A 16,377-nucleotide genomic window follows, 5' to 3' on the forward strand; every position below is an offset into this window, starting at 1 on the left:
CGGTGAGTGGAAAACACCGCTGCCAGTCATGCGTAACACCTATCTAATTGGCAGCACCTTGGCAAGAGTCAGGGTTTGACGTGTTTCATCGAAATCGTTTGTCAATGTGGAGTAGCCTGAAATAGAACGGACACCAGAGTTAACAAATCATCATCTTGAGAAAATTGATCATCGCATGATGCACCGCATTAGAATTCCAGTGGCAGCACTACTTGCCTCTCTCACGAATCCCGCATTTTCTCAATCGATATATTTTGACGATTTCAACTATAATAAAATTGAATCATCATTTAAATATTTTTCCGAAAAATCGCCTGATAGTATAGCGAAATTCTGCAAATCACTGCCCCACGCATCACAAGAGGACATGGATCAATGCGGACACAGAGATTTTGAGCTAGCAGATCACGAACTGACCAATGAATTTGGGAAATTCATATCCAAATCTGAGAAAAATGATCTGAATTTGAAAAAAGATAGCGAACCCATATCTCTGCCTTATTTTATGAAATCGGAGGAAACGTGGTTGGCATATCGCGACAACTATTGCTATGGGGAAACGTATGGACTGGGGCAAGCGTCGATGCGATATCAGGTTTTTTGGAGTTGCATGACACGCATGACAAAAAACCGGCTGGCCGAACTGAAAAATCCCAAAGACTGGTAGCGCGGTAGCGACATGACCTGTTGGTTCGCCAATGGGGTTCGGCAGTCCGGTACGATTGCCGCTCGTACCGCATGCGGAGATGTCCCGCGACGGACGGCGTTTACGAAAACCTCGATCTAGCGCAAAGGCCGTCGCCTCGCTCCGTGTTATTCATCTCCTCACAACCAACAGGGTCGCTAACAGGCCATGGGAGGCAGATGAGCAATTTGATCCGGGTAGGAGACAGAACCGTAGTGGGTGGCGTCGTGGTTGACGGCGCGGGCTGTGTATCAATGGACGGGCGTGCTTTGTCGTTCAACGGTGCTGGCGTGTCTTGCGCTCAATGCGGGTCAGTGGGTTTCGCACGCAGCATCCTGCCACACTCCACGAATGTAGTGATGAACGGCAGGCAATTGCTGCAGGCGGGCGATCAATGCGTGTGCAAGTGTTCGTCGCCTGCCTTGGTAGCGTCCCAAGGCATCGTGTCCTTGAATGCAGGCAGCAGTTATCCGGTCGCCACCTTTAATGCTTCGGGTTCGATGTCACTTCGCGACGCTCAGCCGTTCGGGTACTACGAGGACATCCAGGATGGTGACACGGCGAAAGTAGCCGGCACAACAAACGAAAAATATGCCCGGAAAATGTTCGGCTATAGCAATTCCGCGTTCCGCGAGATGATCCACAGATTCAAAAAAACAAACGGAATAGGACCGAATGACGACCTTGAGTTTGAGGAGAACGGGGACATTTATTTCAATGGAGATTATATTGATAATTTTCATGCCTACGACAACTGAGGAATGGGAATGACGGAGAAATTGGCTGCAGCTAGCTTTACGATAACGGGCGATCGTGTTGTACCGGAGTGGTGGACGCAGTACTTCGGGGTGCAGCCGGATGTGTCTGTGACCAAGGGGGAGCCGCTTGAGGACCGGACAGGACAGGGTCGCTCTCTGGTGCGACGTACAGGGGTATGGGGCATCGACAGCGAAACGGCGGTGCACAGCGATCGATTGGAGCCGCATCTACGCTATCTGATCCAACGTCTGGCGCTGCCCCGGCAGGACTTGAAGGCACACATCGAAAGCGCGGGCGGGAAGGTGCGCTTTTTCTGCTATTGGGTCAATGAAGCAGGAAATCGTGTGCCCGATGTGCCGGACGATATCCGGACCATGATGGCAGTGATGGGGGGCACAATCGAGATTGATGAATACCAATAGCTCAACGATAGAGCCGACTCCCGCGCCCGTCCTATAAGGCACTTCAAAGCACATAGCCCAACCGGTGAGGACCAGACTATGCGCTTGAATCTTTAGGTGTCGGAGAGCCCCCACCCTCGCATCACGAATGCCCATAAATCGGCTCAAGCCCCACGACATCGTTTTGCGCGCTCTGCCCGTTGCGTACATCTGACGCCCCCGCCGCCGAACTCCCATTCGACCCCGCCCCATAAGCCGCAGCCACCGCACCGTTCTGCGCCTCCACACGCGCCTCGGCCGCTTGCAGATTCTGCGGATACTGCGTGTAATCGGCGGCCGGGTTATAGCCTGCCTTTTGAAGCTGCACCAGTTCCGCACGAACCTGGGCACGCGTAAGCGCCTGCTCCGGCTGGCTCGACTGAGCGAAAGCAACAGCCGGAACGACAACAGCAACGGCGACGAGCAGCGATTGAACGAGTTTCATGACTGACTCCTGCGAGTTGAAAAAGGGATCGAAGGTCCAGTCGGCTGGTTCATCGCCTTCGCGACGTTGCTGACTGGCATGGATGTATTTGAACGCGCGGACGTATCTCGCTTGTGTCTGCTCACCCGTGCTCTTGCAAGCGCACGTGTCTGCTAACACGGCAGATACACAGCGATACAAAAAGGGAAATCGCAGCGACGCCCCACCCCACATGACGAATTTGTAATCCACCCGTCACCCTCCGGAAAAGCCCCACCCATCAGACTGCGAACCTCCATACCGGCGCGCGCCGCGTCACCGCCTTCGACCTCACGAGGCAAAAAAGCGCGCCCTCACGCTCATACAGGTTCGTCATGTGGATTGTCCGGCTCGCCCTGCGCCGCCCGTATACCTTCGCCGTGCTCGCGATTCTTATCCTGATCGCGGGCCCGCTCGCCATCCTGCGCACGCCGACCGACATCTTCCCCAACATCGACATTCCCGTCGTCAGCATCGTCTGGTCGTATAACGGCTTTTCGGCGCAGGACATGGCGCAGCGCATCACCTCGAACTACGAGCGCGCGCTGACCTCGGACGTGGACGATATCGAACACATCGAATCGCAATCGCTCAACGGCGTCTCCGTGATCAAGGTGTTCTTCCATCCGGGCGCCGATATCAACCGCGCAATCGCGCAGGCCGCGAGCAATTCGGCGTCGATCCTGCGCGTGCTGCCGCCCGGCACGCTGCCGCCGAACATCATCACCTACAACGCCTCGACGGTGCCCATCCTGCAACTGGGCCTCTCCAGCGCGACGCTCGCCGAGCAGCAGCTCTACGACCTGGGCAACAGTTTCATCCGCACGCAACTCGCCACCGTGCAGGGCGCGTCGGTGCCGCTGCCGTTCGGCGGCAAGGTGCGCCAGATCATGGTCGATATCGACCCGCACGCGCTGCAGGCCAAGGGCCTCGCGCCGCTCGACGTGGTCAACGCCATCAATGCGCAGAACCTGATCCTGCCGGGCGGCACCGCCAAGATTGGCGCGCGCGAATACAACGTGCAGATGAACGGCAGCACCGACAGCATCGCCGCGCTCAACAATCTGCCCGTCAAGACCGTGAACGGCAGCGTGGTCTATGTGCGCGATGTCGCCCACGTGCGCGACGGCTACGCGCCGCAGACCAATATCGTGCGCAGCAACGGCACGCGCGCGGCGCTGCTCACCGTGGAAAAAACCGGCAATACGTCGACGCTGTCGATCATCGGTCAGGTCAAGTCGCTGCTGCCGCATATCGCGGCGGGCTTGCCCAAGGCGCTCACGATCACGCCGCTGGGCGACCAGTCGGTGTTCGTGAAAGCGGCCATCGGCGGCGTAGTGCGCGAGGCGCTGATCGCCGCGTGTCTTACCGCGCTCATGATCCTGCTGTTCCTCGGCAGCTGGCGCGCCACGCTCATCATCGCCGTGTCGATTCCGCTCGCCGTGCTCACGTCGATCCTCGCGCTGTCGGCGCTGGGCCAGACCATCAACATCATGACGCTCGGGGGCCTCGCGCTCGCGGTCGGCATACTCGTTGATGACGCAACGGTTGCGATCGAGAACATCACGCATCACCTGGAAAACGGCGAGCCGCTTTACGACGCGATCCTCAACGGCTCGGGCGAGATCGCGGTGCCAACCTTCGTGTCCACGCTGTCGATCTGCATCGTGTTCGCGCCGATGTTCCTGCTCACCGGCATCGCGCACTATCTATTCGTGCCGATGGCCGAGGCGGTGATCTTCGCGATGGGTGCGTCGTACTTTTTCTCGCGCACGCTCGTGCCCACGCTTGCGCTGTATCTGCTCAAGCCGCGCACGCCTGGGCAGCGGCCCGCGAATGCGCTGGTCGCACGCATGATGCGCTTCCAGGCCGGCTTCGAAGCACGCTTTGAGGCGCTGCGTCTGCGTTACCGCGCGGCGCTCGCGCGCGCCATCGCGCAGCGCCGCCGCTTCGTGCCGATCTTTCTCGCCTGTTGCGCGGCCTCGCTCGCGCTGCTGCTCTTCACGGGCCGCGACTTCTTCCCGAGCGTGGACACCGGTGAAATCCGCCTGCATCTGCGTGCGCCCACGGGCACACGCATCGAACAGACGGCGCGGCTCACCGATCAGGTCGAAGCGGCGATTCGCGGCGTCATTCCCGCCAGCGAGCAAGGCGCGATACTCGACAATATCGGCGTGCCGGTCAGCGGCATCAATCTCACCTACGATTCATCGGACCCGGTCGGCGCGGGCGACGCCGATGTGATGGTCTCGCTAAAGCCCGGCCATCGCCCCACTGCCGACTATGTACGCGAGCTTCGCCAGCAGTTGCCCAAAGCGTTCCCGGGCGTGACGTTCGCCTTTTTGCCCGCCGATATCGTCAGCCAGATTCTCAACTTCGGCCTGCCCGCGCCTATCGACATCCAGATCGTCGGCAACAAGCTCGCCGCGAATCGCGTCGTCGCCGACGATCTGCTCGCGAAGCTGCGCCACGTGCGCGGTCTCGTGGATGCGCGCATCCAGCAGCCCGGCGACGCGCCCGCCATCAATATCGACGTCGATCGCACGAGAGCCATGCAGGCGGGCCTGCTGCAACGCGACGTCGCGCAGAATCTGCTGATCGCGCTGTCCGGCAGCTCGCAAACGACGCCCAACTTCTGGCTCGATCCGAAGAATGGCGTGAGCTATCCGCTCATGGTGATGATGCCGCAGTACGACATGAACTCGTTGCAGGCGCTCGCGAATCTGCCGCTGACGGGTACCAGCACGAGCAACACAGGCAACGCGAAGAATGCCGCCAACGCCGCGCCCGTGCAGAATCTGCTTGGCTCGCTCGGCACGTTCTCGCGCGCCACGCAGCAAGCCGTGGTCTCGCACTACAACGTCCAGCCGGTGCTCGATATTTTCGGCGCGGTGCAAGGCCGCGATCTCGGCGCGGTTGCGAGCGACGTCACGCAGGTCGTGGAGAGCGAGAAAGCCAAACTCCCGCCCGGCTCGTCGATCGTGATTCGCGGCCAGGTGCAGGCCATGCACGAGGCTTTCTCCGGACTCCTGATGGGTATCGCGTTCGCCATCGCGCTTGTCTATCTGCTGATGGTCGTGAACTTCCAGTCGTGGCTCGATCCGCTCGTCACGCTGAGCGGCCTGCCCGCTTCGCTTGCGGGCATCGTCTGGATGCTGTTCGCGACCGACACCACGCTCAGCGTGCCCGCGCTAACCGGCACGATTCTCTGTATCGGCATCGCCACGGCGAACAGCATTCTCGTCGTCACGGCCGCGCGCGAGCGTCTCGCGCAAGGCATGACGCCCTTCGAAGCCGCCGAGCAGGCGGGTTTCACGCGCTTTCGCCCGGTGATGATGACCGCGCTGGCGATGTTGATCGGCATGCTGCCGATGGCGCTCGGTCTGGGCGATGGCGGCGAGCAGAACGCGCCACTCGGCCGCGCCGTGATCGGCGGGCTGGCATGCGGCACGGTCTCGACGCTCATGTTCGTGCCGGTGGTGTTCGCCATCGCGCACGGCTGGCTCGCTCGCCGTAAAAGACCGTCGCAAGAACCAGAGCGCGCCGCGCAAGAAACCCCGGTCGATCAATCCGCCGACGCCGAACAGTAACGCTTCCCGCTTTCACTCTCCCGATCATGACCGACATCGACAAACAGCCTGCTCCCGCGCCGCGCCGCAAAGGTGCATTCGTGCTCGCGGCGCTCGCCCTCGCGCTGCTCGCCGCGGGCGTCGTTCCGCGTTTTCAGGCCAGTCGCGCACTGGCGGCGCAGACCGCCGCGCAAAGCACGCTCACCGTTGCGGTGGTGCAACCGCAGCCCGCGCCCGCCAGTCAGGATCTCGTGCTGCCCGGCGCCGCCACATCGTTCGCCGATGCCGCGATCTTCGCGCGCACGAGCGGCTATATCGCGCACTGGTACACCGATATCGGCACGCACGTGAAGGCCGGTCAGGTGCTCGCGGACATTGCCGCGCCCGATCTCGACGCGCAATTACGCGCAGCGCGCGCCGACGAAGCCTCGGCGCAGGCGGCCTATGCCTATGCGAAGACCACGGCGCAGCGCTGGCAGGCGATGCTCGCGACCCAGTCGGTCGCGCAACAGGACGCCGACGCAAAAACGAGCGACATGCAGACAAAACAAGCCGCACTCGCGGCCGCCCAGGCCAACGTCGCGCGGCTCGCCGAACTGGTCTCGTACGAAAAGGTGACCGCGCCGTTCGACGGCGTGGTGACGGCGCGCGATGTGGACGTGGGCGCGCTCGTCACCGCAGGCGGCACGCCCGGTGCGCCAACCGCCGCGAACGAACTGTTCCATCTCTCGCAGACGCAGACCTTGCGTGTCTTCGTCGATGTGCCGCAGGACGACGCGGCGGACGTCACGCCCGCGACCGAGGCATGGTTGACGACGCAACAATATCCGGGCCGCCGCTTCAACGCGCATGTGGCGCGCAACGCGGGCGCCATCGATCCGTCGAGCCGCACCTTACGCGTGGAAATCGACGTGGACAATGCCGACGGTGCGCTGCTGCCCGGCGGCTATGTGCAGGCGCATCTCGCGCTCAAGAGCACGACGCCCGCACTCGATGTGCCCGTGACCGCGCTGCTGTTCCGGCCCGACGGCGTGTCGGTGGCGACGGTCGATGCGGCGGGCAAGGTATTGCTCAAACCGGTGCACCTGGGCCGCGACTTCGGCACGCATGTGGAAGTCACGTCGGGTCTCGCCGCCAGCGACCGCGTGATCGACAATCCCGGTGACAGCATCAGCAACGGCGAAGCGGTGAGCATTGCCACCAAAAAGGCCAGCGTCGCAAAGGCGTCACAATCATGAGCGCGTGCCGTTTCCCCCTGCGCCTGTGCGTCGTGGCGGTTGCCGTGGCCTTGACGGCCTGCTCGACCGTCGCGCCTTATCAGCCGCCCAAGGTTGAAGTTCCCGCGCACTATGCTGCCGATACACCATCGAACACCGCTTGGCAGATCGCCTCCCCCGCCGACGCCGCACCGCGCGGCGCATGGTGGACCGTATTCGGCGATACCGAACTGAACACACTCGAAGCCCGCATCGACGTATCGAATCAGAGTGTGCGCAAGGCGCTCGCCAATCTCGACGAAGCGCGCGCGGGCACGGATTATCAGCGTGCGGGCTTCCTGCCCACCATCACCGCAGGCGTCGCACAGGACCGCTATCGCACTTCGGCGAACAAGCAGGGATCGTCGCTTGCGGGCAAGACGATTCCCGACTATTCGCTGGGCGTGACGGCGACGTGGGAGCCCGACGTATTCGGCCGCATCCGCGACGAAGTGACGAGCGCGAGCGCCAGTGCGCAAGCAAGCGCGGCAGACCTGGAAGCGGTGCGCCTGTCGATGACGGCGCAACTCGCGGTCGATTACTTCAATCTGCGCTCGCTCGACGCGCAAAGGCATCTGCTCGACGACAGCGTGAGCGCCTATGCCCGCGCGCTAAAGATTCTGCAAGACCAGCAGCGCAACGGCGCGATCGACGCCTCGGCGGTCGCCCAGGCGCAAACGCAACTCGACAGCACGCGCACACAGGCGCGCGATATCGATGTGAACCGCGCGCAACTTCAGCATGCGATCGCCACGCTGATCGGCGAGCCCGCTTCGATCTTCTCGCTGCCGCCGCTGCAAGACACGCAGGACAGCTTCCACCTGCCTGCCATCCCGCCCGGTCTGCCGTCGCAACTGATCGAGCGCCGTCCCGACATCGCGGCGGCCGAGCGTCGCGTCGCCGCAGCCAATGCGCAGATCGGCGTGGCGCACGCGGCGTTCTTCCCCAACCTCGTGCTGAGCGCGACGGCCGGGCTGGAAAGTTCGTTCTTCATGCCCTGGCTCAGCGCGCCCAGCCTGTTCTGGTCGCTCGGGCCACAGCTCGTCGGCACGCTGTTCGACGGCGGCAAACGCAGTGCCACGCTGCACGCCGCCACCGCGCACTACGACGGCACGGTCGCCGATTACCGGCAAACCGTGCTCACCGCGTTCGAGCAGGTCGAGAACAATCTGTCCGCATTGCAGGCGCTGGCCGATGAATCCACCACGCAGCAACGCGCGGCACAGAGTGCGCAACAAGCCTTGCAGCTCACCACGAACCGCTTCAATGCGGGCGCGGTCAGCTATCTGGACGTAGTGACGTCGCAGACCATCGCGCTCACCAACGAGCGCGACGCCGTCGTGATCGAAGGCCGCAGAATGGCCGCGTGTGTGCGGTTGATCGAAGCGCTGGGCGGTAGCTGGAGCGGCAACGCGGGTTAGGCGCGCGGGAAGGTCAGGATGAAGCGCGTGCTGCGCGCATCGCTTTGCGCGCTCACCTTGCCGCCGTGCAACTCCATCACGGAGCGCACGATGGCGAGGCCCAGCCCCGCCGATGCGCCGGTTCCCGTCGATTCGGTCCCACGCGTGCGTGAAGGATCGGCGCGATAGAAGCGCTCGAAAATGCGTTCGAGGTGTTCAGCGGGAATCGGGGTGCCGGGGTTCTCGACCATGACGTCGAGCGTCGGACCGCTGATGTGAGCCGCCAGCACGATCGTGCCGCCATGCGGCGTGTAGCGCAGCGCGTTCGCCAGCAGGTTGCTGAGCGCGCGGCGAAACAGTTCGACATCGGCGCTCAAGGTGCCGTTGCCTTGCACGCTGATGGCGAGACCCGCTTCGTCGGCCAGTCCTTCGAAATACTCCGCGATGCGTTCGAGTTCTTCACGCACGTCGAACTCGCGACGGTGCATCTCGAAGCTCGGATGCTCCGCACGCGCGAGAAAGATCACGTTCTCGATCATGCGCGAAAGTCGTTCGCATTCCTCCAGATTGGAGGCCAGCACCGCCTGATATTCATCATCGGAGCGCGGGCGCGCGAGTGCGATTTCAGTCGTGCCGCGCAGATTGCCCAGCGGCGTGCGCATGTCGTGCGCGAGGTCGGTGGTGAATTGGGTGAGGCGCTGGAAACCGGCATGCAGCCGCTCGAGCATCGCGTTGAGCGAGGCCACGAGCGTCGCGAGTTCGCTGGGAATGTGCTTGACGCGAATCGGCCGGTCGAGCCGATAGGCCGTGACTTCGCGTGCCTGGTCGGCGATCTGGCGCAGCGGCCGCAGCGCGAGGCGCACTAACGCGTAACTGCCGAGCAGCACGACCAATGTGCCGACACTGCCCGCGAGACCCAACGTATCGCGATAGGAATCGAGCAAGCCGAGCGGGCCGCGCTGATCGCGCGCAATCGCCACGCGCACGGTCTCGCCGTTGCGCAGCGCGACGTCGAACGCGATGCTGCGCACGGGCACGCCCTGCGCGCTGCGCCATGCGCGAATCGCGGTATCGGTGATGCGCGCGTCGGGGGCCAGCACGAGCGCGCCCGCGCGCGACGCGGACAGATCCACATCACGGGCGAGCACGGCATGGGTGGGCGGCGTGGGCGGTTCATCGAAGGTTTCGCCTTCGTCGTGGTCGGCCACGGGCAAGCCTTGCGCGTCGACGATGCGCATGGCGAGCGCCTGGTTGCCCAGCACGGCGCTGGAGAGCCGCTGCGCGTGTTCGCGCGCATCCTGCGTGGAGCCGAGTTCGGCCGCGAGACGCCGCACGTGGCGAGCCGCGAGCACGATGTCCTGATCGTCCTGCTTGCCCACCTGGTGCGCGAGCGCCACATAGAGATACCAGCCGACGCACGCGAATACCGCGAACGTGGTCGCGCTGAACACCACCGCGAGCGTGAGCGCAAGCGAGCGGCGCGCCATCAGGGCGTGTCCTTTTCTTCCATCACGTAGCCCACGCCGCGCACCGTGTGGATCAGCTTGCTGGGATAACCTTCGTCGATTTTCGCGCGCAGGCGCCGGATCGCGACTTCGACGACATTGGTGTCGCTGTCGAAATTCATGTCCCAGACGAAGGAGGCGATCTGCGTGCGGCTGAGCACCTCGCCCTGGCGGCGCGCGAGCAGTTGGAGCAGGGAGAATTCGCGTGGCGTGAGGTCGATTCGATTCGCGCCGCGCTTGACGCGGCGGCGGATCACGTCGATTTCCAGATCGGCGATGCGCATCGTCTCGGCTTCGCGCGGCGGCCCGCGGCGCGCCAGCGTGCGCACGCGCGCGAGCAATTCGACGAAGGCGAACGGCTTGACCAGATAGTCGTCGCCGCCGAGTTCGAGTCCTTGCACGCGGTCGGCGACATCGTCGCGCGCGGTGAGAAAGAGCACTGGCGTGGCCTTGGTTGCGCGCAGGCGCTTGAGCACCGTCCAGCCGTCGAGCACCGGCAGCATCACATCGAGCACGATCACGTCGTACTCCTCTTCCTGCGCAAGCAGCAGCCCCTGGGCGCCGTCCGTCGCGAGATCGACACTACAGCCCGACTCCTCGAGCCCTTTCTTGACGTAGGCTCCCGCCTTTGGCTCGTCTTCGATCACGAGGACCCGCATACGTACTCTCCCGCCTTCATGGTGGGACGATTTTACCCAAACGCCGCCCGCGCCAGCGTTCCGCCGGATGACCGGCGGATTACATTTTCGACATCTTCACGCTTATTGGTGGCGGTAGAGCGCGTTGACTGCCGCGCTGTTCGCGGCGCTGCCCGATTGGCTGTTGCCAACGCTCGCGGTGCCGTAGCCGCTGTTGCCGGCATTCGCGGAAGTGGGCACGACGCCGTCGGGGTAATGCACGTTCGACGGATGCAGCGTGCCGTCCTGTTCGGCCTGGGCGATTTGCGCCTTGACCGCGGCGCGCTGGACAATTTCGCTCTTCGACAGGTCTTGTGCGAAGGCCATTGCCGGAAGCATCGCAGTACTGATGATGAGCGTAGCAAGCAGACGGGTATTCAAGCGGGTTTTCATGGTTTCGATCCTCAAATCAAGCGAAAAAGTGGCTGAATTGCGCGTCAAGACGGATTCGAATTACGCGCCGCGACTTCATGAATATCGCGAAGTCGGGGGCATTGTGCGCAGCGCTGCCTTAAGCGAATCTGAACCGACGCCAACATGACAAAACGGTAATGAAGCCGATATCGCAGCGACATTTTCGAGCCTCGAAACCATGAAAGGGGCAGATCACACCGACCTATACGAGAACAATTCTCATTTACTTACATGCAATCGACGTGTAAGCTACGCGACCGAAGCTGTAAGCCACCAACCCATTTTTTCTACTTCAGCCACTCGCCACGCTGCGTCACGCCGCATGACCGCCCTTCCGCCCTCCGCCCAACTCGAGATCGACGCGCTCTACCGCGCGCATCACGGATGGCTACATGGCTGGCTGCGCCGCAAGCTCGGTTGCGCGCACCGTGCCAGCGATCTCGCGCACGACACCTTCGTGCGTCTGCTCGCGCGCGAGGAGCCCGTGGAGGCCCGCGAGCCGCGCGCGCTGCTCACCACCGTCGCCCAGCGTGTGCTCTACAACCACTGGCGGCGCGAGCAGGTCGAGCGCGCGTATCTCGAAGCACTCGCGCTGACGCCCGAAGCCCTCGCGCCCTCGCCCGAAGACCAGGCCGTGCTGCTCGAAACGCTCTGCGAAATCGATCGCCTGCTCGACGGGCTGCCTGTGATCGTCAAGCGCGCGTTCCTGCTCGCTCAACTCGATGGCGCGACGCATACCGAGATCGCGGCAACGCTGGGCATTTCGCTCGCGACCGTCAAGCGTCATCTCGCGAAGGCGGCGGCGCAGTGCTTCTTCGCGCTGTGAGCGCAACGCCCATGCGTCCGATTGCACCTGATATCGCGCCGGAGATCGCGCATCGCGCCGTCGAGTGGTGGCTCGATCTGAGCAGCGGCGCGATCACGCCGGCACAGCGCGAGGCGCTGGAAGCGTGGCGCGCGCAACACGCCGATCACGAGCGCGCCTGGCAGCATATCCAGACCGTCTCGCAGCGTTTTCAGTCGCTCGGCCAGGGACCCTCGGCCCACGCCGCGCGCGCGGCGCTCACGCGCGCCGGCTCGCGACGGCGCTCGACCGTCAAGGCGCTCGCGGTGCTGTTTTTCGCGGGTGGCGCGACCTGGGGCGCGCGCCATCGATCGGCATGGCCGGGCTGGACCGCCGACATGCACACGGCGACGGGCGAGATCCGCACCTACGCGCTCGACGACGGCACGGCGTTGACGCTCAATACGGCCTCCGCCGTCGATCTACGCTTCACAGCCAACGAGCGACGCGTCGTGTTGCGGCGTGGCGAGATCATGGTGACCACGGGGCACCGGGATGGCTTTGCATCACGCCCCTTCGTCGTGCAAACGGCGCAAGGCACGGCCACGCCGCTCGGCACGCGCTTTTCGGTGAGGCAGGAGCCGGACGCCACGCAGCTCGCAGTGTTCGAAGGCGCGGTGCGCATCGTGCCCGACAAGGCTCCCTCAGCCGCGCGAACATTGCATGCGGGCGAGTCCACGCGCTTCACCGCGAACGCCGTGCGCGAGGTCGAACCGGTCGCCAGCGATGCTTCGGCGTGGGCGCAGGGCATGCTCGTCGCCAACGACATGCCGCTCGCCGATTTTCTGGGCGAACTCGCGCGCTACCGGGACGGCGCGTTGCGATGCGATCCGCGTGTGGCAACGCTGCGCGTCTCCGGGACCTACCTGCTCGCCGATACCGATCGCGTGCTCGACACGCTCACGCGTGCGCTGCCGTTGCGGGTCGACTATCTGACGCGCTTCTGGGTCACGGTAAGCCCGGCACGCGGCTGATTTCGCGCCCGCATTTCCACAAGCAAAAAAATTTTTCGAAAACGTGAGCTGTTTTCGATTCTCGCGGGACAAGCCAGATGAAAGCACTTCTTCATCGGTCTTCTCCCAGTCCTAGAACCCATGCATCCTTCTGTCCAGGCCATGTCTGAGGGCGTTGTGCGCCCCATCCGTTACGCCCATCGCCCATGCCGTCACTGGATCGGCGTTGCTGTCGTCGCGCTCTTTGCCGCCAGTGCGGCTGGCACCGCAACGTCCGCCCTGGCGGCCGGCACGGCCGCGTCCCAGCAAGCCGCGCCCTTTCAGCACTACGAGATCCACGCCGGCCCGCTCGCCACGGTGCTGAACCAGTTCGGCCAGCAGGCCGGCGTGATGATCGCGTATCCCGCTTCGCTTGCCGCCAACCGCACGAGTGCCGGACTGCAAGGCGATTACGGCGTGGCCGACGGCCTCGCGCACATCCTGCGCGATACGGGCCTCGCCGCCAGCGCGCAAGCCAACGGCAGTTACACGCTCGCGCAGGACACCAGCAACGCCGATCTGCAAGAGCGCGCCGTGCTGCCCGCCGTGAAGGTCGACGCCTCGGCGATCAAGGCGGGCAGCTACCGTGCGCCCGCCGAAGCCAACATCACGCGCTCGGACACCCCCGTGCTCGACACGGCACAAGCCGTCAACGTGGTGCCCGCGCAGGTGCTGCACGACCAGCGTCCGCGCAATCTGGACGATGCGCTCGCGAACGTCAGCGGCATCGTTCAGGGCAACACGCTCGCGGGCACCCAGGACACGCTGCTCAAACGCGGCTTCGGCGGCAATCGTGACGGCTCGATCATGGAGAACGGCATGCCGCTCGTGCAGGGCCGCGCGCTCAACGATGCGGTCGATAGCGTCGAAGTGCTCAAAGGGCCGACCTCGCTGCTCTACGGCATCATGGACCCGGGCGGAGTCGTCAACGTGGTGAGCAAGCAGCCCATGCTCACGCCGTACCATGCGATCTCGGTGCTCGGCTCGACCTATGGCCACGGCCGCAATGGCGGCGGCGCGACGCTCGACACCACGGGTCCGATTGGCGACACGCGCCTCGCTTATCGCCTCGTGCTCGATCAGGTCGACGAACAATACTGGCGCAATTTCGGCGAGCATCGCGAGACGCTGGTCGCGCCGTCGCTCGCGTGGTACGGGCGCGATACCCAGGTGGTACTGTCGTATCAGTACCGCAAGTTTCTCTATCCCTTCGATCGCGGCACCGCGCTCGATCCCAAGACCAACCAGCCACTCGCCATCCCCGCACGCGAGCGTCTGGATGAACCCTTCAACGAGATGCGCGGCGAGTCGCATCTCGCGCAGTTGCTCGTCGATCATCAGATCAACGCGGACTGGAAGGCCCACATCGGCTACAGCTACAACCGCGAGACCTACGATGCAAACCAGTTGCGCGTGCAAGGGGTTAACAGCACGACGGGCGTGCTCTCGCGCAGCAACGACGCCACTCACGGCGCCGTGAGCACGGATAGCTACGCGACCGCCTATGTGGACGGCCATTTCACCGTGGCCGGCTTGCGCAACGATCTGCAGGTGGGCGTGGACGACGAATACCGCCGCATCTATCGCGCCGACCTGCTGCGTCAGGCCACGCAATACACGTTCAACTACCTGCATCCGGTCTATGGACTGGAAAGCCCGTCGAGCACCGTTTCGGCCAGCGACAGCGATCAGACCGATACGCTGCACGACGCCTCCGTCTACTTCCAGGACAGCCTGCATCTGACCGATAAATGGATTCTGGTTGGCGGCGCGCGCTTCATGACGTACAACCAGGTGGCGGGCAAGGGCCGCCCGTTCAAGGCCAATACCGATCTGAGCGGCAACAAGTGGCTGCCGCGCGCGGGCGTCGTCTACAAGTGGACCGACACGTTCTCGCTCTATGGCAGCTACACGCAGTCGCTCAAGCCGACTTCGACAATCGCGCCACTCAGCACGGGCGTGGTGATCGACTCGGCGGTGAAGCCCGAAGAAGCCACGTCCTGGGAAGTGGGCGCCAAGGTCGCGATGCCCGCAGGACTCACGGGCACGCTCGCGCTCTTCAATATCGACAAATCGAACGTCCTGGTCTCGCAGTACAACGACACCACCAAGCAGACGGACTGGCGCACCTCCGGCAAGGCGCGTTCGCGCGGCGTGGAGCTGGACGTGTCCGGCCAGATCGGTCAGCACTGGAGCGTGATCGCGAGCTACGCGTATATCGACGCGAAAACCATCGAAGATCCCGTGTATGCGGGCAACCGGCTCTGGAACGTCGCGCAGAATACGGCGTCGCTTGCGGCGGTGTATGACTTCGGCACGGTGTTCGGCGGCGATCAGTTGCGCGTGGGCGCGGGCGCGCACTACGTCGGCTCGCGGCCCGGCGATTCGGCGAACAGCTTTACGCTGCCCGCCTATACCGTCGCCGATGCTTTCGCGACCTACGACACGCGCTGGGGCGGCCATCGTGTTTCATTCCAGCTCAATGTGAAGAACCTGTTCAACAAGACCTACTACCCGTCGAGCGCGAACCGCTATTTCGTCGCCGTGGGCGACGCGCGCCAGGTCTCCCTGCTCTCGACCTTTGAATTCTGATGACCATGACTCGCTTTCCACTTCGTGTTTCGCGCCGCCATGCGCTGGTCTCCCTCTCCGCCCTCGCGGCTTCGTGCGCGCTGCCCAATGCTCGCGCGCAAACGCCTGACGCATCACGCTCGATCCTGATGGTCGTGCAGCTCGATGGCCCCAATATCGCGGTCGATCGACAGATTGCGGCGCATCTGCAGAAGCGCGGTTATCAGGTTCAGCTCGTTAATCAGGACTTCGATCCAACTGGAGCTTCTGGCTCGGATCTCGTGGTGATTTCTTCCACCGTATCGGCCAAGGACGTGCCGGCGGGCTGGCGCACCTCGCCCGTGCCGCTGCTCACCTGGGAAAACGACCTGCTCGACGATCTCGCCATGTGCGGCAAACGTCATGACGTCGATTTTGGCGAGACGGAAAAAGAGCGCTATCTCTGGCTCGTGAATGCACCGCATCCGGTTTCGGCGGCCTTGCCTGCGGGCGTCGCCAATGTGTTCCGCAAGCAGGCGCCGATGAGTTGGGGCAAGCCGGGACTGGGCGCGTCGATCATCGCGACGATTTACGGCCAAGCCGATAAAGCCGCGATCTTCACCTACGAAAAAGGCGCGACGATGGACTACGAAGCGCTTGCGCCCGCGCGCCGCGTGATGTTCTTCATGGACAACGACTCGTTCACGAATCTTTCGGCGGCGGGGCTTCGGTTGTTCGACGCCGCGATCGACTGGGCCGCGCGTGCGCCCAGCGTCGACAAGACGGCCTGAATTTCCGGGGCGCACGATCGCTTCAGTTATTT

The 16,377-nt window shown here is 63.5% G+C and carries 14 protein-coding genes; 10 read left to right on the top strand and 4 right to left on the bottom strand.

Going from position 1 to position 16,377, the window contains the following annotated elements:
* Positions 1 to 175 precede the first annotated feature (175 nt).
* From U5782_RS14230 to U5782_RS14240, 3 genes are all read left to right on the top strand, one after another.
* A complete protein-coding gene (locus U5782_RS14230; RefSeq protein ID WP_322044468.1) occupies positions 176 to 667 on the top strand; it encodes a lysozyme inhibitor LprI family protein in 492 nt (163 codons plus the stop codon).
* Between the two features lie 197 nt (positions 668 to 864).
* Positions 865 to 1,443, top strand: coding sequence for a PAAR domain-containing protein (locus U5782_RS14235; RefSeq protein WP_322044469.1), 579 nt, complete (start codon positions 865 to 867; stop codon positions 1,441 to 1,443).
* 9 nt (positions 1,444 to 1,452) lie between these two features.
* A complete protein-coding gene (locus tag U5782_RS14240) occupies positions 1,453 to 1,866 on the top strand; it encodes a DUF4279 domain-containing protein (protein WP_322044470.1) in 414 nt (137 codons plus the stop codon).
* Positions 1,867 to 1,987: 121 nt separating this feature from the next.
* On the opposite strand, the gene U5782_RS14245 is transcribed toward U5782_RS14240, so the two are convergent.
* Positions 1,988 to 2,329 (bottom strand): DUF4148 domain-containing protein, encoded by a 342-nt coding sequence (locus tag U5782_RS14245; RefSeq protein ID WP_322044471.1) that lies wholly within the window; start codon positions 2,327 to 2,329, stop codon positions 1,988 to 1,990.
* Positions 2,330 to 2,682: 353 nt separating this feature from the next.
* On the opposite strand from U5782_RS14245, the gene U5782_RS14250 reads away from it, so the two are divergent.
* From U5782_RS14250 to U5782_RS14260, 3 genes are read left to right on the top strand one after another with little or no spacing between them, the layout of a single operon-like run.
* Positions 2,683 to 5,937: an efflux RND transporter permease subunit gene (locus U5782_RS14250; protein ID WP_322044472.1), complete on the top strand. Its 3,255-nt coding sequence runs from the start codon at positions 2,683 to 2,685 to the stop codon at positions 5,935 to 5,937.
* A 26-nt stretch (positions 5,938 to 5,963) separates the two neighbouring features.
* Positions 5,964 to 7,154 carry an efflux RND transporter periplasmic adaptor subunit gene (locus tag U5782_RS14255; RefSeq protein ID WP_322044473.1) on the top strand — a complete coding sequence of 397 codons (1,191 nt, stop codon included), beginning with the start codon at positions 5,964 to 5,966 and terminating at the stop codon, positions 7,152 to 7,154.
* On the top strand, positions 7,151 to 8,593 hold the full coding sequence (locus U5782_RS14260) for an efflux transporter outer membrane subunit (protein ID WP_322044474.1): 1,443 nt from the start codon (positions 7,151 to 7,153) through the stop codon (positions 8,591 to 8,593). Before U5782_RS14255 ends, U5782_RS14260 begins: the two co-directional genes overlap by 4 nt.
* Here the strand turns inward: U5782_RS14260 and U5782_RS14265 are convergent.
* The 3 genes from U5782_RS14265 to U5782_RS14275 form a co-directional block, all read right to left on the bottom strand.
* Positions 8,590 to 10,059, bottom strand: coding sequence for a heavy metal sensor histidine kinase (locus tag U5782_RS14265; RefSeq protein ID WP_322044475.1), 1,470 nt, complete (start codon positions 10,057 to 10,059; stop codon positions 8,590 to 8,592). The two genes, U5782_RS14260 and U5782_RS14265, sit on opposite strands and share 4 nt — an antisense overlap.
* Complete coding sequence (locus U5782_RS14270) at positions 10,059 to 10,736, bottom strand: heavy metal response regulator transcription factor (RefSeq protein ID WP_322044476.1); 678 nt, start codon at positions 10,734 to 10,736, stop codon at positions 10,059 to 10,061. Before U5782_RS14270 ends, U5782_RS14265 begins: the two co-directional genes overlap by 1 nt.
* 102 nt (positions 10,737 to 10,838) lie before the next feature.
* Positions 10,839 to 11,147 carry a DUF4148 domain-containing protein gene (locus U5782_RS14275; protein WP_322044477.1) on the bottom strand — a complete coding sequence of 103 codons (309 nt, stop codon included), beginning with the start codon at positions 11,145 to 11,147 and terminating at the stop codon, positions 10,839 to 10,841.
* Positions 11,148 to 11,490: 343 nt separating this feature from the next.
* Here U5782_RS14275 and U5782_RS14280 point away from each other — a divergent pair, with 343 nt between their 5' ends.
* The 4 genes from U5782_RS14280 to U5782_RS14295 all read left to right on the top strand — a co-directional run bounded on the left by U5782_RS14280 (position 11,491) and on the right by U5782_RS14295 (position 16,345).
* Positions 11,491 to 11,994 carry a sigma-70 family RNA polymerase sigma factor gene (locus U5782_RS14280; protein WP_322044478.1) on the top strand — a complete coding sequence of 168 codons (504 nt, stop codon included), beginning with the start codon at positions 11,491 to 11,493 and terminating at the stop codon, positions 11,992 to 11,994.
* A gap of 11 nt (positions 11,995 to 12,005) precedes the next feature.
* Positions 12,006 to 12,986 (top strand): FecR domain-containing protein, encoded by a 981-nt coding sequence (locus U5782_RS14285; protein WP_322044479.1) that lies wholly within the window; start codon positions 12,006 to 12,008, stop codon positions 12,984 to 12,986.
* Positions 12,987 to 13,127: 141 nt separating this feature from the next.
* The gene (locus U5782_RS14290) at positions 13,128 to 15,596 is read left to right on the top strand and encodes a TonB-dependent receptor (RefSeq protein WP_322044480.1); all 2,469 of its coding nucleotides are present in this window, start codon (positions 13,128 to 13,130) and stop codon (positions 15,594 to 15,596) included.
* Positions 15,596 to 16,345: a hypothetical protein gene (locus U5782_RS14295; RefSeq protein ID WP_322044481.1), complete on the top strand. Its 750-nt coding sequence runs from the start codon at positions 15,596 to 15,598 to the stop codon at positions 16,343 to 16,345. Before U5782_RS14290 ends, U5782_RS14295 begins: the two co-directional genes overlap by 1 nt.
* The last annotated feature ends 32 nt before the right edge of the window (positions 16,346 to 16,377 follow it).

The sequence above is a fragment of the Paraburkholderia sp. J67 genome (assembly GCF_905220265.1).
In the GTDB taxonomy this organism is placed as follows: domain Bacteria; phylum Pseudomonadota; class Gammaproteobacteria; order Burkholderiales; family Burkholderiaceae; genus Paraburkholderia.